The organism is Streptomyces ziwulingensis (assembly GCF_039542605.1).
GTDB classification, from domain to species: Bacteria; Actinomycetota; Actinomycetes; order Streptomycetales; family Streptomycetaceae; genus Streptomyces; species Streptomyces ziwulingensis.
Genome location: NZ_BAABIG010000047.1, coordinates 97,684 through 117,048 on the forward strand (window position 1 = coordinate 97,684; position 19,365 = coordinate 117,048).

A 19,365-nucleotide genomic window follows, 5' to 3' on the forward strand; every position below is an offset into this window, starting at 1 on the left:
ACCGGGAACGACCAGCACGTCGTCCGGGGGGAAGAGGAGAAGCAATGCCTCGTTGGAAGGCCCTGCCCGACGAACTCGATCCACAGATCAGAGAGTTCGCCGGCCAGTTGCGCCGGCTCGTCGACCGCGGCGAACTGAGCATCGCGGCGCTGGCCGACGCCACGGGCTACAGCAAGACGTCCTGGGAGCGGTACCTCAACGGCCGGCTGCTGGCGCCCAAGGGCGCGGTCGTGGCGCTGGCCGAGGTCACCCGGACCAATCCGGTCCACCTGACCACCATGTGGGAGCTGGCCGAACGGGTGTGGAGCCGCTCGGAGATGCGGCACGACCTGACCATGGAGGCGATCCGGATCTCGCAGGCGCGCACGGCACTGGGTGCGCCTCCTGCGGGGACCGAGGATGAGGTCAGGGGGGAGGCCGGGGACGGGGCCGGGGGCACTGCGGGCACCGAGGGCGCCGGGGGTGCCGGGGGCGGGGCGGGTGCGAGTGGTGGCCGGGGCGGCAGGCGCGGCGGCAGCGCCGTGCTCATGACCGGGATCGCGGGACCGGCCGGGGTGGCGCCCACGCTGCCGCCGGTCCCCGCGCAGCCGACGGCCGCGGACAGCGCCGACTCGGCGGGCCGGCGGAACGGTCCCGCTTGGAGCATCGGGAACGGAGGCAAGGGGGGCGGCGGTGCCACCGTGGCGCCGGCGGCCCCCGAGGAGCCTTCCGACGCGGTCCCCGGAACTCCGTCCGGCGTCAACTCCTGGGGAATGGCGGGCTACCGGGGACCGTCGCCCTCCGGCCGGGGCCAGGCCGTGGCACCCGGCGGCAGGCCCGGCGGCCCCGGTGCGAACGGCACGGCCGGCGTTCCCGTGCGGGACGCCACGATGGCTCTGGGCGGTCCGGGCACCGCGCGTGCCCCGCGTCCGCGAACCGTCCGGCCCTCCGGCGGGCCGGACGGACCGGGCGGGCGGGTCGGGCCGCCGCCCGGTGGCCGGGGAGGTGCCTCGCCCCGGCGCGGCGGCAAGCGGCTGACGACGTTCGTCGCGGGTGCGGTCGGTGTCCTGGTGGTGCTCGTCGGCGCCTTCCTCCTGCTCGATGACAGGGGAGAAGGGGAGCGCCGGGCCGAACCCTCACCCTCGCCCACCCTCAGCACCGACGCCGACCTGCCGCCCGGGGTGAAGTGCGGCGGCGACCAGTGCACCGGCAAGGACGCCGAGGCCATGGGGTGCGGCGGCGACCTCGTGACCACCGAACGGACGGTCACCGTCGGCACGGCCCTGGTCGAGGTCCGGTACAGCGAGACCTGCGGCACCGCCTGGGGCCGGGTCACCCAGGCCGGACAGGGCGACGAGGTCGCGGTGAGCGTGGGCGAGGCCGAACTGACCGGCTCGATCACCACGGCCGGCGACACGATCGCGTACACGCCGATGGTGGCGGTCAAGAACGCCACCGACGCCACGGCGTGCGTGACACTGGCGTCCGGACAGAAGGGCTGCACGGAGTAGGGCTGCACGGGGAGCAGGGCTGTACGGAGCAGGGCCCCGGGCGCGGGCGGGGCGGCGCACGCGACCCGCGCGGGCGGCGCGGGCGGCGCGCACAGCACCACCGCCGTGGCGCACCGCGCTACCAGCCGCAGAAATCCACGCGCCGGGGACAGGCATGACCGACGCCGTCCCGGGCACGCGCACAGTACCCCCACGGGAGCCCGTCAACGGGCGCCCCCTCAAGGCGGTCGTCTCCGTTCCCCCCCCGGACAGGCGACCGCCTCTCGGTGTGCGCGGCAGTCACGCCACGAACGCCGTCCCCCGGACCGCCCCGGACCGCCCCGCCGCGGACCGCGGCCCTGTGGGCCGGGCCACACCGACCCGGACGTCCGGCATCCTGGATGCGCGATAGCCTGACCGCCGGGTCGGTCTCTTGATACCGAGAGATCGATCAAACGTAGCGGGGCTGGGACGCCCCACCGCCAGCAGCCATACGGAGAACGCCATGACCCGCACTCCCGTGAACGTCACCGTCACCGGCGCGGCCGGCCAGATCGGTTACGCCCTCCTCTTCCGCATCGCCTCCGGCCAGCTCCTCGGCGCGGACGTGCCGGTCAAGCTGCGCCTGCTGGAGATCACTCCCGCGCTGAAGGCCGCCGAGGGCACGGCGATGGAGCTGGACGACTGCGCGTTCCCCCTGCTGCAGGGCATCGAGATCACCGACGACCCGAACGTCGCCTTCGACGGCACCAACGTCGGTCTGCTCGTCGGCGCCCGCCCCCGCACCAAGGGCATGGAGCGCGGTGACCTCCTGGAGGCCAACGGCGGCATCTTCAAGCCGCAGGGCAAGGCCATCAACGACCACGCCGCCGACGACGTACGCGTCCTGGTCGTGGGCAACCCGGCCAACACCAACGCGCTGATCGCCCAGGCCGCCGCGCCGGACGTGCCCGCCGAGCGGTTCACCGCGATGACCCGACTGGACCACAACCGCGCGCTGACCCAGCTCTCGAAGAAGACCGGCGTCCCGGTCTCGGAGATCAGGAAGCTGACGATCTGGGGCAACCACTCCGCCACCCAGTACCCGGACATCTTCCACGCCACGGTCGCCGGCAAGAACGCCGCCGAGGCCGTCAACGACGAGAAGTGGCTGGCCGAGGAGTTCATCCCGACCGTCGCCAAGCGCGGCGCGGCCATCATCGAGGCCCGCGGCGCCTCGTCGGCCGCCTCCGCCGCCAACGCCGCCATCGACCACGTGCACACCTGGGTCAACGGCACGGCCGACGGCGACTGGGTCTCCATGGGCATCCCGTCCGACGGCTCCTACGGCGTCCCCGAGGGCCTCATCTCCTCCTTCCCGGTCACCGTCAAGGACGGCACGTACGAGATCGTCCAGGGCCTGGAGATCAACGACTTCTCCCGCTCCCGTATCGACGCCTCCGTCCAGGAGCTGGCGGAGGAGCGCGACGCGGTCCGCGCCCTCGGCCTCCTCTGAGCCCCACCCGCAGCAGTCGACGGGCCCCCTTCCGGTACGCCGGACGGGGGCCCTTCCGGTCACGCCGGACGGGGGCCCTTCCGGTCACGCCGGCCGGGGGCCCTTCCGGTCACGCCGGACGGGTCCCTCGGTGACCCCGAGGTCCGAGGGAACAGCGAAGAGGGAAGGTACGTACCGGATCATGGCGCGCATCACGGCGGACGGAACGGCACCACAGGCCGAGCGGGCGCAGCGGACCGTTCATGTGGGCGGCGAGTGGCGGGCCGCGTCCTCCGGTGCCACGCGGGAGATCGTGGACCCGGCGGACGCCCGGCCGTTCGCCGTCGTCGCGGAGGGCGACGAGCAGGACGCCGACCTCGCGGTGGCCGCCGCGCGCCGCGCCTTCGACGAGGGCCCCTGGCCCCACACCCCGGTCGCCGAACGCGCCGCCCTGCTGCGCCGCGTCGCCGCTCTCCTCACGCGCGACCGGGAGCGGATCGGCCTGCTGGAGAGCCGGGACGCGGGCAAGACGGTCGAGGAGGGCCGGGTCGACGTGGACTGCGTCGCCGACGCCTTCCGCTACTTCGCCGACCTGATCGCCGCCGAGGCACCGGGCCGGGTGGTCGACGCCGGCACGCCCGACATCCACAGCGTCGTCGTCCACGAACCCGTCGGCGTCTGCGCGCTGATCACGCCCTGGAACTATCCGCTGCTCCAGGCGAGCTGGAAGGTCGCGCCCGCGCTCGCGGCCGGCAACACCTTCGTACTCAAGCCCAGCGAGATCACCCCGCTGACCACGGTCGCCCTGATCGGCCTGCTGGTGGAGGCGGGGCTGCCGGCCGGGGTCGCGGGCCTCGTCACCGGGCCCGGCCACACCGTCGGCGCCCGGCTCGCCGAGCACCCCGGCGTCGACCTGGTCTCCTTCACCGGCGGCCTGACCAGCGGCGTCAAGGTGGCCCGGGCCGCCGCCGACACCGTGAAGAAGGTCGCCCTCGAACTCGGCGGCAAGAACCCCAATGTCGTCTTCGCCGACGCCTGCGCCACCGACGAGGGTTTCGACACCGCCGTCGACCAGGCCCTCAACGCCGCGTTCCTGCACAGCGGCCAGGTCTGCTCGGCCGGCTCCCGCCTCATCGTCGAGGAGCCGCTGCGGGAACGCTTCGTCGCCGAACTCGCCCGCCGCGCCGCCCGCATCCGCCTCGGCCGCGGCACCGAGGACGGCGTCGAGTGCGGCCCCCTCGTCTCCGCGGCGCAGCGCGCCAGGACCGAGGAGTACGTCGCCTCCGCGCTCGCCGAGGGCGCCCTGTCACGCTGCGGCGGCCGCCGCCCCGAGCCGTCCGCCGTCCGCCCCGCCGAGGGCTACTTCTACGAACCGACCGTCCTCGACCACTGCCACCGGGAGATGCGGGTGGTCCGCGAGGAGGTCTTCGGACCGGTCCTCACCGTCGAGACCTTCCGCACCGAGGACGAGGCCGTCGCCCTCGCCAACGACACGGAGTACGGGCTCGCGGGCGCCGTCTGGACCGCCGACGCGGGCCGTGCGCGCCGGGTCGCGGGACGCCTGCGCCACGGCACCGTATGGATCAACGACTTCCACCCCTACCTCCCGCAGGCGGAGTGGGGCGGCTTCGGCAAGAGCGGCACCGGCCGCGAACTGGGCCCCGCGGGCCTCGCCGAGTACCGCGAGAGCAAACACGTCTACCAGAACCTCGCGCCCAAGCCCGTCCGCTGGTTCACCGGCTGACCCACCCGGCCCGCCCCGCCTCCTCCCGGCCCGTGACCAGCGGCCGCAGAGGCAGAACGCGCAGTGGTTGATCCGCGAGGCGCGGATCCGCACCGGCTCCGCGAGGGCCGGATCACCGAACCCCTTCTTCGCGGCGGCGCTCACCGCCCGCATCGCGGAGCGGACCCCGGCTGTCCAGATGCGTCGTACGAGCCGTCACGCGTGCTGCCCCGCCCGGTAGTGCCCCGGCGCCAGCCGGCAGGTCACACCGAACCGGTTCCACGCGTTGATCACCGTGATCGCGGCGATCAACCGCGTCAGCTCCGCCTCCTCGAAGTGCGCGGCCGCCCTCCCGTACACCTCGTCCGGCACGAAACCGTCGGTCAGCACGGTGACCGCCTCGGTCAGCTCGATCGCCGCCAGCTCCTTCTCCGTGTAGAAGTGCCGCGACTCGTCCCAGGCGCTGAGCTGCACGATCCGCTCGACGCTCTCGCCCGCCGCGAGCGCGTCCTTGGTGTGCATGTCCAGGCAGAACGCGCAGTGGTTGAGCTGCGAGGCGCGGATCTTCACCAGCTCGCACAGCTTCCCGTCCAGCCCCCGCCGGGCAGCGGCGTCGAGCCCCAGCATCGCCTTGTACACGTCGGGGGCGTGCTTGGCCCACTGAAGGCGGGGCGGGTGCTCCTCGGCGTAACGGCCGGTGGCGGGGGCCCCGCCCCCCGCGGTCCCGGCGGTCCCGCCCCCCGCGGTCCCGGCGGTCCCGCCCCCCGCGGTCCCGCCGCCCGCTGTCCCGGTGGTCTCGGTCGTGGTCGTGGTCGTGGTCGTCATGGTCTCGACCCTAGGAACGAAGCAGCCCAGGAGTATGGTCCATTTCCATGGCGGAACCCTGGGCCACTCTCGGCATCGACCTGCATCTGGAACCGACCGGTCCGGGCCTGCGCCGGGGACTGACCGACGCCCTGCGCGACGCCGTCCGCACCGGCCGCCTCGCCCCCCGCACCCGGCTGCCCTCCTCCCGCACCCTCGCCGCCGACCTCGGTATCGCCCGCAACACCGTCGCCGACGCCTACGCCGACCTCGTCGCCGAGGGCTGGCTCACCGCCCGCCAGGGCTCCGGCACCCGGGTCGCCGACCGCGCGGTCGCCACCCCGCCCACCGCCCCCGCGCCCCGCACCGAGGCGCCCGCCCGCCCCGCCTACGACCTGCGCCCCGGCAACCCCGACCTCTCCTCCTTCCCCCGCGCCGAGTGGCTCAAGGCCGCCCGCCGCGCCCTCACCGCCGCCCCCCACGAGGCCCTCGGCTACGGCGACCCGCGCGGCCGCCCCGAACTGCGCGCCGCCCTCGCCGGCTACCTCTCCCGGGCCCGAGGCGTACGCGCCCACCCCGAGCACATCCTGGTCAGCGGCGGCTTCGCGCACGCCCTGTCGCTGCTCGGCCAGGCCCTGCGGAGCCGGGGCGTGCACACCGTCGCCGTCGAGTCCTACGGCCTGGACGTCCACCGCGACCTGCTCACCGCCGCCGGACTGCGCACCGTCCCACTGCCCTACGACGACCTGGGCACCGACCCCCGCGCACCCGCCGGGGAGGCCGGGGCGGTGCTGCTCACCCCCGCCCACCAGTTCCCCATGGGCCTGGCCCTCCACCCCGACCGGCGCGCGGCCGTCGTGGACTGGGCCCGCCGCACCGGCGCCCTGGTCCTGGAGGACGACTACGACGGCGAGTTCCGCTACGACCGCCAGCCCGTCGGCGCCCTCCAGGGCCTCGACCCCGACCGCGTCGTCCACCTCGGCACCGCCAGCAAGTCCCTCGCCCCCGGCCTGCGCCTGGGCTGGGCGGTGCTCCCCCCGGGGTTCGTCGACGAGGTGGTGGCCGCCAAGGGACACGTCGACGTCTGCGGCGCCCTGGAGCAGCTCACCCTCGCCGAGTTCCTCACCTCCGGCGCCTACGACCGGCATCTGCGCGCCGCCCGCCTGCGCTACCGCCGCCGCCGCGACGCCCTGGTCACCGCGCTCGCCGCCCGCGCTCCCGGAACCCGGGCCACCGGCATCGCGGCCGGCCAGCACGCCGTGCTCCGCCTGCCCGCCGGCACCGAACGCTCCGTCGTCCGTCTCGCCACCTGGCAGAACATCGCCCTGTACGGCCTGGCCAGGTTCCGCCACCCGCAGGCGGTGCTCGACCCGCTCGACGCCGTCGTCGTCGGCTACGGCACCCCGCCCGACCACGCCTGGACGGGGGCGCTCGACGCCCTGTGCCGCGTACTGCCGTAGCATCCACCCCCGGCGGTGGCCGTACACCTGAACGGCCCAACTGCCTTTCGTACTGCCTTCATACGACCGGACGACGGGGAGACAGGAACATGGCGGAGACCCGGCGGCGGCTGCGGTCGAGCACGGTGGTGCTCGGCGGGATGGGAGTCCTCGCGGCGACCCTGAGCGCGTGCGGTTCGGACCCGGACCGCCGCTGCGTCGACCGCGACAGCTACGACTTCACCAACGGCTACAAGGTCGTCGCCGACAAGAACTGCAACTCCGGCAGCGGTTCCTCGGGCTCCGTCAGCAAGGGCAAGAGCAAGGGCAAGGGCAAGAGCAAGGGCAAGGGCAAGGGCAAGGGGAACGTCCGCTCCACCGTCTCCGACGCCGACTGGTACTACGACGCCGACGTCAGCCGCGGCTACGCCGACGACGGCACCTTCAGCCGCGACGAGGCCGTCGACCGCGGCGGCCTCGGCTGCTCCTCGTCCGGCAGCGGCGGCGGCTGAGCCGGCCGCCGCACACCGCCCGCGAAGCGAGGACGCGCCCATGGAACGCCGCACCATCGAGCCCCGCCCCGGCTGGCAGCAGACCGTCGAGGAACAGGGGCTGATCTACCCCCTCACCCGCTACCCCGACGGCTCCCTGCGCCCCTACTGGGACGAGAGCGCCTACTACGTCTTCTCCCTGGCGGAGATCGAGGCGCTGGAGGAGACGGTCGAGGAACTGCACCGGATGTGCCTGGCCGCCGCCGAGCACATCGTCGCCGCCGACCGCTTCGCCGACCTCGGCATCACCGACCCCCAGGTGGCCCGCGCGGTCGCCGAGGCCTGGCGGCGCCGCGCCGAACTCCCCTCCGTCTACGCCCGCTTCGACCTGCGGTACGACGGCACCGGCCCGGCCAAGCTGCTGGAGTACAACGCCGACACCCCCACCTCCCTGGTCGAGGCGGCGTCCCCGCAGTGGTTCTGGATGGAGGAGCGCTTCCCCGGCGCCGACCAGTGGAACTCCCTGCACGAGCGGCTGATCGACGCCTGGAAGAAGCAGGCCGCCCTGCTGCCCCCGGGCAGCCCCCTGTACTTCGCGCACTCCTCCGCCGACGAACTCGGCGAGGACCTCATGACCGTCGCCTACCTCAAGGAGACCGCCGAGCAGGCCGGCCTGGAGACCGACTGGATCTCCGTGGAGGAGATCGGCTGGGACCGCCTCTCCGGCCGCTTCGTCGACAACAGGCTCCGCTTCATCCGAAGCTGCTTCAAGCTCTACCCGTGGGAGTGGCTCACCACCGACCGCTTCGCCGGCCACGTCCTGGACACCCTCGACAACGGCGGCGGCACCGGCACCACCCTGTGGATCGAACCCGCCTGGAAGATGCTGCTCAGCAACAAGGCCCTGCTCGCCATCCTCTGGGAGCTGTACCCCGGCCACCCCCACCTCCTCCCGGCCTACCTGGACGGCCCCCGCGAGCTGGCCGGCGGCACCGGCTGGGTCGCCAAGCCCCTCCTGGGCCGCGAGGGCGCGGGCGTCACGATCCACCAGGCCGGCACCGCCCCCGGCCCCCGCGACGAACCCTGCTGCTACCAGGAGCTGGCCCCGCTGCCCGACTTCGACGGCAACCGCGTGGTCCTCGGCGCCTGGGTGGTGGAGAACGAGTCGGCGGGCCTCGGCATCCGGGAGTCGGCCGGCCTGATCACCGACGAGTACGCCCGCTTCCTGCCGCACGTGATCCTGTGACGGCGTACGGCAACCGGTGACGGCCGTACGGCAGCCGATGACGGCCGTACGGCAGCCCGTGGCGGCCGTCCGGCCCCCGGCGGACGCGGTCCGGTAGGCTGACGGCGGGGCCGTGACTGGCGCGCTGGGATGGGACCGACCATCGGGGAGCGGCCCGAACGGGAATGTGTGCCGTGCGCCTGGGCCGAACCGTGTACGCCGAACGCCACGTCCGGAGGTCCCCGATGTCTGACACGTCCGCGCCCCTGTCCCCCGCGTCCACCGCCTACCGCGCCGCCCTCGACGTGATCCGCGCCGTCGAGCCGCGCGTCGCCGACGCCATCGGGCAGGAGGTCGCCGACCAGCGCGAGATGCTCAAGCTGATCGCCTCCGAGAACTACGCCTCCCCGGCCACCCTCCTGGCGATGGGCAACTGGTTCAGCGACAAGTACGCCGAGGGCACCGTCGGCCGCCGCTTCTACGCCGGCTGCCGCAACGTCGACACCGTCGAGTCGCTGGCCGCCGAGCACGCCAGGGAGCTGTTCGGCGCCCGCCACGCCTACGTCCAGCCGCACTCCGGCATCGACGCCAACCTCGTCGCCTTCTGGGCCGTCCTCGGCGCCCGCGTCGAGGTGCCCTTCCTGCGGAAGACCGGCGTCCGCCAGATCAACGACCTCACCGACGCCGACTGGGCCGAACTGCGCGGCGCCTTCGGCAACCAGCGGATGCTCGGCATGTCCCTGGACGCCGGCGGCCACCTCACCCACGGCTTCCGCCCGAACATCTCCGGCAAGATGTTCGACCAGCGCTCCTACGGCACCGACCCCGCCACCGGCCTGATCGACTACGAGGCCCTGCGCGCCACCGCCCGCGAGTTCAAGCCGCTGATCCTCGTCGCCGGCTACTCCGCCTACCCCCGGCTGGTGAACTTCCGGATCATGCGCGAGATCGCCGACGAGGTCGGCGCGACGCTCATGGTGGACATGGCGCACTTCGCCGGCCTCGTCGCCGGCAAGGTGCTGACCGGCGACTTCGACCCGGTCCCGCACGCCCAGATCGTCACCACCACCACCCACAAGTCGCTGCGCGGCCCGCGCGGCGGCATGGTGCTGTGCGACGACTCCCTCAAGGACCAGGTCGACCGCGGCTGCCCCATGGTCCTCGGCGGCCCGCTCCCGCACGTCATGGCCGCCAAGGCCGTCGCCCTCGCCGAGGCCCGGCAGCCCGCCTTCCAGGACTACGCCCAGCGCATCGTGGACAACGCCCGCGCGCTCGCCGAGGGCCTGCTCAAGCGCGGCGCCACCCTGGTCACCGGCGGCACCGACAACCACCTCAACCTGATCGACGTCGCCGGCTCCTACGGCCTCACCGGCCGGCAGGCCGAGGCCGCGCTCCTCGACTCCGGCATCGTCACCAACCGCAACGCCGTCCCGGCCGACCCCAACGGCGCCTGGTACACCTCCGGCATCCGGATCGGCACCCCCGCCCTGACCACCCGCGGCCTGGGCACCGCCGAGATGGACGAGGTCGCCGGCCTCATCGACCGCGTCCTGACCGCCACCGGGCCCGGCACCACCAAGTCGGGCGCCCCCTCCAAGGCCCAGCACGTCCTGGACCCGAAGGTCGCGGACGAGATCTCCCGGCGCGCCACCGACCTGGTGGCCGGCTTCCCGCTGTACCCGGAGATCGACCTCGGCTGATCCGTGACCCCGCCGGGCACGATCGTTTCCCCCTCGTGCCCGGCCGGTGCCCGGCCCGTTCCGGAGCGGCCCGCGGAACCTGAGAGAATGACGGGCATGGCCTCTGAACGTCCCCGCGTGCTCTCCGGAATCCAGCCCACCGCCGGCTCGTTCCACCTCGGCAACTACCTGGGCGCGGTCCGCCAGTGGGTGGCCCTGCAAGAGACCCACGACGCGTTCTACATGGTCGTCGACCTGCACGCGATCACGGTCCCGCAGGACCCGAGGGAACTGCGGGCCAACACCCGGCTGGCCGCCGCGCAGCTCCTGGCCGCCGGGCTCGACCCGGACCGCTGCACGCTCTTCGTCCAGAGCCACGTCCCCGAGCACGCCCAGCTCGCCTGGATCATGAACTGCCTGACCGGCTTCGGCGAGGCCGGCCGCATGACCCAGTTCAAGGACAAGTCCGCCAAGCAGGGCGCCGAGCGGGCCTCCGTGGGCCTGTTCACCTACCCGATCCTCCAGGTCGCGGACATCCTCCTCTACCAGGCCCACGAGGTCCCGGTCGGCGAGGACCAGCGCCAGCACATCGAGCTGACCCGCGACCTCGCCGAGCGTTTCAACGGCCGCTTCGGGGAGACCTTCACGGTCCCCGAGCCGTACATCCTCAAGGAGACGGCGAAGATCTTCGACCTCCAGGAGCCGTCGGCCAAGATGAGCAAGTCGGCGTCCACACCCAAGGGCCTGATCAACCTGCTGGACGAACCGAAGACCACCGCCAAGAAGGTCAGGGGCGCCGTCACCGACACCGACACGGTCGTCCGCTACGACCCCGCCGCCAAGCCCGGCGTCAGCAACCTCCTCACCATCTACTCGACCCTCACCGGGGCGGGCATCGCGGAACTGGAGGAGAAGTACGCGGGCAAGGGCTACGGCGCGCTCAAGACGGACCTCTCCGAGGTCGTGGTCGACTTCGTGACACCGTTCCGGGAGCGCACCCAGAGCTACCTGGACGACCCGGAGACGCTCGACTCGCTCCTGGCCAAGGGCGCGGAGAAGGCGCGGGCCGTCGCCGCGGAAACCCTCTCCCGGACCTACGAGCGGGTGGGTTTCCTGCCCGCCAAGCACTGAACGCGCCCGCACGCGCCGCACATCACGTCGGCTGCGCCTGCCCGGGGCCCGGCCGTGGCCGTACAGTCGACAACAAGGCGACACCGATGAGAAGACAGGAGACGACGTGGGGACCGTAACGATCGGCGTGTCGATCGCGGTCCCGGAGCCCCACGGCAGCCGGCTTCAGGAGCTGCGCGCGGGCTTCGGCGACGCCGCCGCGCACGGCATCCCCACGCACGTCACCCTGTTGCCGCCGACGGAGGTCGACGCCGCGGCGCTGCTCTCGATCGAGGCGCACCTCGCGGAGGTGGCGGCCGCCGGGCGGCCCTTCCCGATGCGGCTCTCCGGCACCGGGACGTTCCGTCCCCTGTCGCCGGTCGTCTTCGTCCAGGTGGTGGCGGGCGCCGAGTCCTGCACCTGGCTGCAGAAGCAGGTCCGCGACGCCTCCGGGCCGGTCGCCCGCGACCTGCAGTTCCCGTACCACCCGCACGTCACGGTGGCGCACGGCATCGAGGAGGCGGCGATGGACCGCGCCTTCGAGGAGCTGGCCGACTACACGGCCGAGTGGCCGTGCACCGGGTTCGCGCTCTACGAGCAGGGCGCCGACGGGGTCTGGCGCAAGCTGCGCGAGTTCCCCTTCGGCAGCACGGTCGTCCCGCCCCAGGGCGGCCACGCCGAACGCGGCTCACTTCCCACGCGCTGACCCGGCACCCTCGTCCGGCTACGCCGGCAGGCGCCGGAACACCCCCCGCGGCAGGTGCCGCAGGGCGGACATCACCAGGCGCAGCGCGCCCGGCACCCACACCGTCTCCGAGCGCCGCCGCAGCCCCAGCTCCACGGCCGCGGCGACCGCCTCCGGGGTGGTCGCCAGCGGCGCCTCCGGCAGGCCCTCGGTCATCCGCGACCGGACGAAGCCGGGGCGTACGACCATGACGTGCACGCCGGTGCCGTGCAGCGCGTCGCCCAACCCCTGGGCGAAGGCGTCCAGGCCGGCCTTGCTGGAGCCGTAGATGAAGTTGGCGCGGCGGGCCCGCTCCCCGGCGACGGAGGAGAGCACGACCAGCGAGCCGTGGCCCTGCGCCTGGAGCGCGGCGGCGCCGACCAGGCCGGCGGAGACGGCGCCGGTGTAGTTGGTCTGGGCGACCCGCACGGCGCTCACCGGCTGCCGTTCGTCGTGCGCCTGGTCGCCGAGGATGCCGAAGGCGAGCAGCACCATGTCGACGTCGCCCTCCGCGAAGACCTTGCCGAGCACGGTCTCGTGGGACTCCGGGTCCAGGGCGTCGAAGGCGACGGTGCGGACCTCGGCGCCGAGTCCGCGCAGCTCCTCGGCGGCCAGGTCGAGACCGGGGGAGGGGCGGCCGGCCAGCCAGACGGTGCGGGTGCGGCGGCCGATCAGGCGCCGCGCGGTGGCCAGCGCGATCTCGGACGTACCGCCGAGGACGAGAAGGGACTGGGGGAGGCCGAAGGCGTCCTTCACGGCGGCTCCTGATCTCTTGGAGGGGCTGAGGGGTTTACCCGGGCCGGTTCACAGAGCGAGCCGGCGGGACAGGTCGGACGTGAACACCCCGCGCGGGTCCAGTTCCGCGCGCAGGGCGCGGAAGTCGTCCACGCGCGGATACATCGCGGTGAGCAGTTCGGGGCGGAGCCGGGAGTCCTTGGCGAGGTAGACCCGGCCGCCGGCCGCCGCCACCTCCTCGTCCAGCTCGTCCAGGAAGGCGCCGAGACCGGGCAGGCCGGCCGGGATGTCCAGGGCCAGCGTCCAGCCGGGCACCGGGAAGGAGAGCCAGCCCGGGTCGGCGTCGCCGAAGCGTTTGAGGACCGCCAGGAAGGACGGGCAGCGCCGCTCGGAGATCCGGCGCACGATGCGGTGCAGCGCCTCCTCCTGGCCGTGGCCGACGACGAACTGGTACTGGACGAAGCCGCCGCGGCCGTAGATCCGGTTCCAGTGCGGGACACCGTCCAGGGGGTGGAAGAAGGCCGGGAGGGGCTGGAGGCGGCCGGTCCGTGCCCGGGGGGCCTTGCGGTACCAGAACTCGTTGAAGAGGCCCACCGTCGTCCGGGTCAGCAGGCCCTCCGGGACGAAGGAGGGGGCGGCCGGAAGCCGGGAGGTGCGGAAGGCCAGCGGGTCACGCCGCGCCCGCGCGCGGCGGGGCAGCGCGTCCAGGGGGGCGTGGTCGCCACGCGTGAGCACGGCCCGCCCGGTGGCGGCGCCGCGCGCGAGGAGGTCGATCCAGGCGACCGAGTAACGGTAGCGGTGGTCGGTGGCGGCGAGCCGTGCCATCAGGTCGTCGAGGTCGTCGGCGCGTTCGGTGTCCACCAGCATCAGGGAGGTCCGCACCGGCTGGAGCCGCACCGTCGCGGTGAGGATCACGCCGGTCAGGCCCATGCCGCCGGTGGTCGCCTCGAACAGCGGCGTGCCCCGCGCCACGCTCCGCACCCGCCCGTCGGCGGTGAGCAGCTCCAGGGCGAGCACATGCCGGGAGAAACCGCCGCCGACGTGGTGGTTCTTGCCGTGGATGTCGGCGCCGACGGCCCCGCCGACGGTGACGTACCGGGTGCCGGGGGTCACCGGCACGAACCAGCCGAGCGGCAGCAGCACCTCCATGAGCCGGTGCAGGGAGACACCCGCGTCGCACAGCACCGTGCCGCCCTCGACGTCGATGGCGTGGATGCGGTCCAGGCCGGTCATGTCCAGCACGGCGCCGCCCGCGTTCTGCGCCGCGTCGCCGTACGCCCGGCCAAGACCCCGGGGGATGGCGCCCCGCGCGCCGCACTCGCGGACGGCGACGGCCGCCTCCTCGTACGTCCGGGGGCGGATCAGAAGGGCGGCGGTGGGCGCGGTGCGGCCCCACCCGGTGACGGGCCCCCACGAGGTGACGGGCCCCGGATCGACGGGCCCCGGGTCGACGGCGGGGCCCCCTTCGGCGGGAGGAGCGGTGTCGGCGGACATGGCGGTGACCGTATCGCCCCTTTGTCACTCATTCGTTCTGAAACATCCACTGCATCCCCGAAATGGGTGATTAATGGGATGTCGCTCAATAGTGCCGGAGTTTTTCCGGAGTTCCGGCGGTACGGAGGTGAACAGTGGGTCCACATGGACGACCTCGACGACCACCCCGACGACCTGGACCACCGGATCGTCTCGGCGCTCACGGCGTACGCCGCCGACCCCCGCGTCGCCGGTGCCGCCCGCGCCCTGTCCTTCGCCGGCGAGCACGGGGCGCTGTGGCTCGCGGCCGGGCTCACCGGAGCCGCCGTGGACGGCGCCCGGCGCGGCGCCTGGCTGCGCGGCACCGCCCTCACCGCGGGCGCCCACCTCGCCGGCATGGGCGTGAAGCGCGTCGTGCGCCGCCCGCGCCCCGCGCACGTCCGGCCCCTGATGCGCACCGCCGGCCGGTACTCCTTCCCCAGCGCGCACGCCACCTCGGCCACCGCCGCCGCCCTCGCCTTCGGCGCCCTCGGGGTACGCGCCGTCTGGCCGGTCGCCGCCGCGGTCTGCCTGTCCCGGCTGGTCAGCGGCGTCCACTACCCCTCCGACGTGGCGGCGGGCGCCGCGCTGGGCGCCCTCACCGCCACGCTGGGCGCCGACTGGATGCGGGGCGGCGCCCGTGACTGAGACGGTGGTCCTCGGACAGCGCGGCGACGAACGGCAGCGCCCCGCCCCGCCCCGCTACGGCGGCCTGCTGGGCGGCCTGGTCCGCACCGCACGCCCCCGGCAGTGGGTCAAGAACGTCCTCGTCCTCGCCGCCCCGGCAGCCGCCGGGGAACTGTCCTCCGCGCCCGCCCTGGGCCGCCTCGCCCTGGTCTTCGTCCTGTTCACCGCCTGCGCGAGCGCCGTCTACCTCGTCAACGACGCCCGCGACGCCGAGGCCGACCGCGCCCACCCGGTCAAACGGCACCGCCCGGTCGCCGCCGGCCGGGTCCCCGTACCCGTCGCGTACGCCGCGGGAGGCGCCCTCGGCGTCCTCGCCCCCCTCGCGGCCGCCCGGCTCTGCTCACCGGCGGTCGCGGCCCTGCTGACCGCCTACCTGGTCATGCAACTGGCGTACTGCCTCGCCCTCAAGCACGTCCTGGTGGTCGACCTCGTCGTCGTCACGACCGGCTTCCTGATGCGCGCGGTGATCGGCGGACTCGCCCTCGGCATCCCCCTGAGCCGCTGGTTTCTGATCACCACCGGCTTCGGCGCGCTCTTCATGGTCTCCGCCAAGCGCTACTCGGAAGCCGTGCAGATGGCCGGGAAGCCGGGCGCCACGCGTGCGCTGCTCACCGAGTACACCACCGGCTACCTGCGGTTCGTCTGGCAGCTCGCGGCCGGTGTCGCCGTCCTCGGCTACTGCCTGTGGGCCCTGGAGGAGGGCGGGGTCCCGCACACCAGCGTGCTGCCCTGGCGGCAACTCTCCATGATCGCCTTCATCCTGGCCGTCCTCAGGTACGCCGTCTTCGCCGACCGCGGCACCGCCGGCGAGCCCGAGGACGTCGTGCTGCGCGACCGGGCCCTGGCCTGCATCGGCCTGGTCTGGGCGGCGATGTACGCCGCGGCGGTCGGCAATTGGTAGCCGACCGCCGGGAACTGCTCTCCTTCGCCTGCGTCGGACTCCTCGCCTACGCCGCCGACCTCGGCCTGTTCACCCTGCTGCGCGGACCGGCGGGACTGGACCCGCTCACCGCCAAGGCGCTCTCCTTCCTCGCCGGCTGCTCGGTCGCGTACGCCGGCCACGCGCTCGGCACCTACCGGCACACGCGCACGCGCGGAGCCCGGTCGTACGCCCTCTTCTTCGCGGTGAACCTCGCCGGAGCCGCCGTCCAGGTGGGCTGCCTGGCCGTCAGCCACTACGGCCTCGGCTTCACCTCGCAGCGCGCCGACACCGTCTCCGGCGCGGGAATCGGCATGACGCTGGCCACCCTGCTGCGTTTCTGGGGCACCCGGACACTGGTCTTCCGTGCCGCGGGGGGCCACCCGTCATGGACCGAGCGGAGTCGGGGCAGGATCGGATCATGGACTGGCTGAAAAGGCTTCCCCTGGTGGGACCGTGGGTGGCACGGCTGATGACCACGCACGCGTGGCGGTCCTACGAGCGCCTGGACCGGGTGAAGTGGACCCGGCTCGCCGCCGCCATGACCTTCACCAGCTTCATCGCGCTCTTCCCGCTGCTCTCGCTGGCCGCCGCGGTCGCCGCCGCCACCCTCAGCGGGAGGCAGCAGGACGAGATCCAGGACACGATCGCCGAGCAGATCCCGGGCATCGCCGACCAGTTGGACATCGAGGGCCTGGTGCAGAACGCCGGCACCGTCGGAGTGATCGCCGGCGCCCTGCTGCTCTTCACCGGCATCAACTGGATCGACTCGGCGCGCGACTGCCTGCGCGCGGTGTGGGAGCTGCCCGACAAGGACGACAACCTGGTCGTGCACCGGATCAAGGACGGCGGCGTCCTGCTCGGCCTCGGCGGCGCCCTCCTGGCCACCCTCGTCCTGTCCACCGTCGCCTCCGCCCTGGTGAGCTGGACGGTCCGGCAGCTCGGCATGGACGAGGGCGGCGTCGGCGGGGTGCTGCTCCACATCGCCGCCTTCGCCGTCGCCGTCTGCGCCGACTTCCTGGTCCTGCTGTACGTCCTGACGCTGCTGCCCGGCGCCGAACCGGAGCGCCGCCGCCTGCTGGTGGCCGCGCTGATCGGCGCGCTCGGCTTCGAACTGCTCAAGCTGCTGCTGAGCAGCTACATGCAGGACGTGGCCGCCAAGAGCATGTACGGCGCGTTCGGCGTGCCCGTCGCCCTGCTGCTGTGGATCAACTTCACCTCGAAGCTGGTGCTGTTCTGCGCCGCCTGGACGGCGACGGGCAGCAAGGAGACGGAACTCAGGGGCGGGTCCGACGGCGTACCAGATCCGGCAGCGGCCATCGGCGGTTGATCAGGAACACGCCGCCCGCGAGCAGCACCAGCAGCCCGCCCGCGATCGCCAGCGCGGTGACCTTGCCACCCCCGCCGCCCCCGGCGGCGGCGCTCGTCACCGGTTTCGCGCCCACGCCCGCCCGGCCCGCCCCGCCGGCCTCACCGCCCCCGACCGCGACACCGGCGCTGGGCGCGGCGCTCGCCCCGGCGTTCTTCGGCGGCACCAGCTCACCCACCGGCTCGACCTTGCCGGCCGCCTCGAAACCCCAGTCGAAGAGCTTCGCGGTCTCCTTGTACACCTCGTTGTGCTCGCTCTTCTCCGGGTTCATCACCGTGACGAGCAGCACCTTGCCGTTCCGCTCGGCGACGCCGGTGAAGGTGGCGCCCGCGTTGGTGGTGTTGCCGTTCTTCACCCCGGCGATGCCCTCGTAGACGTCGACGTCCGTGTCGCCGGTCAGCAGCCGGTTGGTGTTCTGGATCTCGAAGGTGCCGCGCGTGGTCCGGCCCTTCTTGTTCTTCGTCGTCTCGCCCGGGAACTTGGTGCTGACCGTCGAGCAGTACTCGCGGAAGTCCTTCTTCTGCAGCCCGGAGCGGGCGAACAGGGTGAGGTCGTAGGCGGAGGAGACCTGGTGCGGGGCGTCGTAGCCGTCGGGGCTGACCACCTCGGTGTCCAGCGCCTGCAACTCCTCGGCGTGCGCGTTCATGTCCGCGACCGTCTCGTCCACGCCGCCGTTCATCGCCGACAGCACGTGCACGGCGTCGTTGCCGGAGCGCAGGAAGACCCCGAGCCACAGGTCGTGGACGGTGTACGTCTCCTTCTCCTTTATGCCGACCATGCTGGAGCCGGGGCCGATGTCCGCCAGGTCGGACGGGGCGACCTGGTGCTCCTGCGTCTTCGGGAACTTCGGCAGCAGCGTGTCCGCGAACAGCATCTTCAGGGTGCTCGCGGGGGCCAGCGGCCAGTGCGCGTTGTGCGCGGCCAGCACCTCGCCGGACTCGGCGTCGGAGACGATCCACGAGCGGGCGGTGACGTCCTTGGGCAGGACGGGCACCCCGGCCGCGAGGTCGACCTGCGTGCCGGGCCGCCCGAGCCGGGCACCGCCCAGGCCCGACATCCGGACCGGAGGAGTGGCCGACGGACTCCCCGAGGGGCTCGGCGCCGCCTGCGCGACCGGTGCGGCCAGCGCGAGGGACGAGACGGTGGTCAGGACGGCGGAGGCGACCAGCAGGGACTTACCGGCGGTCTTCTTGGGTGCGGGCACGATCGGAAACGTACCTCCAGGTCCCGGCGGTGTCCCACCCCCCTCCCCACCCCGGACACGGTTCCGGACAGGCGACGGCGATACTGAGTACATGAAGCTCAGCCGCCCCGTCTCCTGGTTCCTGCTCGTCTTCGGGGTGTGGAGCTGGATCATCTGGATCACTTTCGTCAAAAACCTCGTCGAGGACGGCAGCGGGCTCGCGTTCGAGGACGGCGATCCCACGGCGTACTTCTGGGTCCACCTGCTGCTCGCCGTCGTCTCCTTCGTACTGGGGACGGTCGTGGGGCTCATCGGGTTGCGTGGTCTGCGCGCACTGCGCCGGACGTCATAACCGGCGCGCGGAGCGTCACAACCGAAGGGGTACGACGGCATGGTGGTCGTCTTCGCGCTGGCCGCGATACTGGTGCTGGGCGTCCTGGTGACGGCCAACTGGTACGTGTGGCGGCGCCTGTTCCACGACACGACCCGGGGGCCGGGGTGGGTGCGCCGCACCGGCGCCGCGGTGATCGCCGGCGGGTGGGTGCTCGCGATCGGCGCGCTCGTCGCCGAGCGTTCCGGCGCGCCCTTCACGCTCCAGCGGGTACTGGCCTGGCCGGGCTTCCTCTGGCTCGCGCTCTCGATCTACCTGCTGCTCGCCGTCCTGGCGGGCGAGGTGGTACGCCCGCTGCTGCGCCGCCTCCTGGAACGGCGGGCGGCCGGCCGGGCCGCCGCGACACCGGCCCCCGGGAGCGACGCGGCCCCGGACGCCGTCCCGTCGGCGCCGCCGGGAGGGCCGGGCCGGGTCTCGTCCGCCACGCGTGC

At 73.5% G+C, this 19,365-nt stretch carries 18 protein-coding genes, 1 pseudogene and 1 riboswitch; of the genes and pseudogenes, 15 read left to right on the forward strand and 4 right to left on the reverse strand.

Going from position 1 to position 19,365, the window contains the following annotated elements:
- Positions 1–44 precede the first annotated feature (44 nt).
- The 3 genes from ABEB00_RS22795 (at position 45) to ABEB00_RS22805 (ending at position 4,687) form a co-directional block, all read left to right on the forward strand.
- Entirely contained in the window at positions 45–1,490 is a 1,446-nt protein-coding gene (locus ABEB00_RS22795) for a helix-turn-helix domain-containing protein (protein WP_345621907.1), read from the forward strand.
- Between the two features lie 484 nt (positions 1,491–1,974).
- Positions 1,975–2,964 carry a malate dehydrogenase gene (locus ABEB00_RS22800; RefSeq protein ID WP_345621909.1) on the forward strand — a complete coding sequence of 330 codons (990 nt, stop codon included), beginning with the start codon at positions 1,975–1,977 and terminating at the stop codon, positions 2,962–2,964.
- 181 nt (positions 2,965–3,145) lie between these two features.
- The gene (locus ABEB00_RS22805) at positions 3,146–4,687 is read left to right on the forward strand and encodes an aldehyde dehydrogenase family protein (protein ID WP_345621910.1); all 1,542 of its coding nucleotides are present in this window, start codon (positions 3,146–3,148) and stop codon (positions 4,685–4,687) included.
- Between the two features lie 195 nt (positions 4,688–4,882).
- Here ABEB00_RS22805 and ABEB00_RS22815 read toward each other — a convergent pair whose 3' ends face one another.
- Positions 4,883–5,491, reverse strand: a complete 609-nt coding sequence (locus tag ABEB00_RS22815) for a carboxymuconolactone decarboxylase family protein (RefSeq protein WP_345621911.1) — start codon at positions 5,489–5,491, stop codon at positions 4,883–4,885.
- A 47-nt stretch (positions 5,492–5,538) separates the two neighbouring features.
- Here ABEB00_RS22815 and pdxR point away from each other — a divergent pair, with 47 nt between their 5' ends.
- From pdxR to ABEB00_RS22845, 6 genes are all read left to right on the forward strand, one after another.
- On the forward strand, positions 5,539–6,930 hold the full coding sequence (gene pdxR / locus ABEB00_RS22820) for a MocR-like pyridoxine biosynthesis transcription factor PdxR (RefSeq protein WP_345621913.1): 1,392 nt from the start codon (positions 5,539–5,541) through the stop codon (positions 6,928–6,930).
- A gap of 89 nt (positions 6,931–7,019) precedes the next feature.
- Positions 7,020–7,421: a hypothetical protein gene (locus tag ABEB00_RS22825; protein WP_345621914.1), complete on the forward strand. Its 402-nt coding sequence runs from the start codon at positions 7,020–7,022 to the stop codon at positions 7,419–7,421.
- Between the two features lie 40 nt (positions 7,422–7,461).
- On the forward strand, positions 7,462–8,646 hold the full coding sequence (locus tag ABEB00_RS22830; RefSeq protein WP_345621916.1) for a glutathionylspermidine synthase family protein: 1,185 nt from the start codon (positions 7,462–7,464) through the stop codon (positions 8,644–8,646).
- A 102-nt stretch (positions 8,647–8,748) separates the two neighbouring features.
- Positions 8,749–8,838: riboswitch (ZMP/ZTP riboswitch) on the forward strand.
- A 32-nt stretch (positions 8,839–8,870) separates the two neighbouring features.
- Positions 8,871–10,325 (forward strand): glycine hydroxymethyltransferase, encoded by a 1,455-nt coding sequence (locus ABEB00_RS22835; RefSeq protein WP_345621917.1) that lies wholly within the window; start codon positions 8,871–8,873, stop codon positions 10,323–10,325.
- A 96-nt stretch (positions 10,326–10,421) separates the two neighbouring features.
- Complete coding sequence (gene trpS, locus ABEB00_RS22840; RefSeq protein WP_345621919.1) at positions 10,422–11,435, forward strand: tryptophan--tRNA ligase; 1,014 nt, start codon at positions 10,422–10,424, stop codon at positions 11,433–11,435.
- A gap of 106 nt (positions 11,436–11,541) precedes the next feature.
- On the forward strand, positions 11,542–12,120 hold the full coding sequence (locus ABEB00_RS22845; RefSeq protein WP_345621921.1) for a 2'-5' RNA ligase family protein: 579 nt from the start codon (positions 11,542–11,544) through the stop codon (positions 12,118–12,120).
- A gap of 18 nt (positions 12,121–12,138) precedes the next feature.
- Here the strand turns inward: ABEB00_RS22845 and dprE2 are convergent, their stop codons facing one another.
- Both dprE2 and dprE1 read right to left on the reverse strand, forming a co-directional pair.
- A complete protein-coding gene (dprE2, locus tag ABEB00_RS22850; RefSeq protein WP_345621923.1) occupies positions 12,139–12,894 on the reverse strand; it encodes a decaprenylphospho-beta-D-erythro-pentofuranosid-2-ulose 2-reductase in 756 nt (251 codons plus the stop codon).
- 48 nt (positions 12,895–12,942) lie between these two features.
- Positions 12,943–14,367, reverse strand: coding sequence for a decaprenylphosphoryl-beta-D-ribose oxidase (gene dprE1, locus ABEB00_RS22855; protein WP_345621924.1), 1,425 nt, complete (start codon positions 14,365–14,367; stop codon positions 12,943–12,945).
- A gap of 144 nt (positions 14,368–14,511) precedes the next feature.
- On the opposite strand from dprE1, the gene ABEB00_RS22860 reads away from it, so the two are divergent.
- Genes ABEB00_RS22860 through ABEB00_RS22875 form a run of 4 tightly spaced genes read left to right on the forward strand, consistent with a single transcriptional unit; the run spans position 14,512 to position 17,321 of the window.
- Positions 14,512–15,033, forward strand: coding sequence for a phosphatase PAP2 family protein (locus tag ABEB00_RS22860; RefSeq protein WP_345621925.1), 522 nt, complete (start codon positions 14,512–14,514; stop codon positions 15,031–15,033).
- On the forward strand, positions 15,026–15,973 hold the full coding sequence (locus ABEB00_RS22865; RefSeq protein WP_345621926.1) for a decaprenyl-phosphate phosphoribosyltransferase: 948 nt from the start codon (positions 15,026–15,028) through the stop codon (positions 15,971–15,973). Before ABEB00_RS22860 ends, ABEB00_RS22865 begins: the two co-directional genes overlap by 8 nt.
- Entirely contained in the window at positions 15,967–16,425 is a 459-nt protein-coding gene (locus ABEB00_RS22870; protein WP_345621927.1) for a GtrA family protein, read from the forward strand. Before ABEB00_RS22865 ends, ABEB00_RS22870 begins: the two co-directional genes overlap by 7 nt.
- Positions 16,413–17,321, forward strand: a complete 909-nt coding sequence (locus ABEB00_RS22875; protein WP_345621928.1) for a YihY/virulence factor BrkB family protein — start codon at positions 16,413–16,415, stop codon at positions 17,319–17,321. Before ABEB00_RS22870 ends, ABEB00_RS22875 begins: the two co-directional genes overlap by 13 nt.
- Here ABEB00_RS22875 and ABEB00_RS22880 read toward each other — a convergent pair.
- Complete coding sequence (locus tag ABEB00_RS22880) at positions 17,269–18,564, reverse strand: D-alanyl-D-alanine carboxypeptidase family protein (protein ID WP_345621929.1); 1,296 nt, start codon at positions 18,562–18,564, stop codon at positions 17,269–17,271. The two genes, ABEB00_RS22875 and ABEB00_RS22880, sit on opposite strands and share 53 nt — an antisense overlap.
- A gap of 91 nt (positions 18,565–18,655) precedes the next feature.
- On the opposite strand from ABEB00_RS22880, the gene ABEB00_RS22885 reads away from it, so the two are divergent.
- Positions 18,656–18,895: an SCO4848 family membrane protein gene (locus ABEB00_RS22885; RefSeq protein ID WP_345621930.1), complete on the forward strand. Its 240-nt coding sequence runs from the start codon at positions 18,656–18,658 to the stop codon at positions 18,893–18,895.
- 39 nt (positions 18,896–18,934) lie between these two features.
- A pseudogene (locus ABEB00_RS22890) lies at positions 18,935–19,365 on the forward strand (metallophosphoesterase); the annotation flags it as partial.

Coding starts and splice junctions, on each gene's coding strand:
- ABEB00_RS22795 (WP_345621907.1), top strand. CDS start 45: ATGCCTCGTTGGAAGGCCCTGCCCGACGAACTCGATCCACAGATCAGA.
- ABEB00_RS22800 (WP_345621909.1), top strand. CDS start 1,975: ATGACCCGCACTCCCGTGAACGTCACCGTCACCGGCGCGGCCGGCCAG.
- ABEB00_RS22805 (WP_345621910.1), top strand. CDS start 3,146: ATGGCGCGCATCACGGCGGACGGAACGGCACCACAGGCCGAGCGGGCG.
- ABEB00_RS22815 (WP_345621911.1), bottom strand. CDS start 5,491: ATGACGACCACGACCACGACCACGACCGAGACCACCGGGACAGCGGGC.
- pdxR (WP_345621913.1), top strand. CDS start 5,539: ATGGCGGAACCCTGGGCCACTCTCGGCATCGACCTGCATCTGGAACCG.
- ABEB00_RS22825 (WP_345621914.1), top strand. CDS start 7,020: ATGGCGGAGACCCGGCGGCGGCTGCGGTCGAGCACGGTGGTGCTCGGC.
- ABEB00_RS22830 (WP_345621916.1), top strand. CDS start 7,462: ATGGAACGCCGCACCATCGAGCCCCGCCCCGGCTGGCAGCAGACCGTC.
- ABEB00_RS22835 (WP_345621917.1), top strand. CDS start 8,871: ATGTCTGACACGTCCGCGCCCCTGTCCCCCGCGTCCACCGCCTACCGC.
- trpS (WP_345621919.1), top strand. CDS start 10,422: ATGGCCTCTGAACGTCCCCGCGTGCTCTCCGGAATCCAGCCCACCGCC.
- dprE1 (WP_345621924.1), bottom strand. CDS start 14,367: ATGTCCGCCGACACCGCTCCTCCCGCCGAAGGGGGCCCCGCCGTCGAC.
- ABEB00_RS22860 (WP_345621925.1), top strand. CDS start 14,512: ATGGACGACCTCGACGACCACCCCGACGACCTGGACCACCGGATCGTC.
- ABEB00_RS22875 (WP_345621928.1), top strand. CDS start 16,413: ATGGACTGGCTGAAAAGGCTTCCCCTGGTGGGACCGTGGGTGGCACGG.
- ABEB00_RS22885 (WP_345621930.1), top strand. CDS start 18,656: ATGAAGCTCAGCCGCCCCGTCTCCTGGTTCCTGCTCGTCTTCGGGGTG.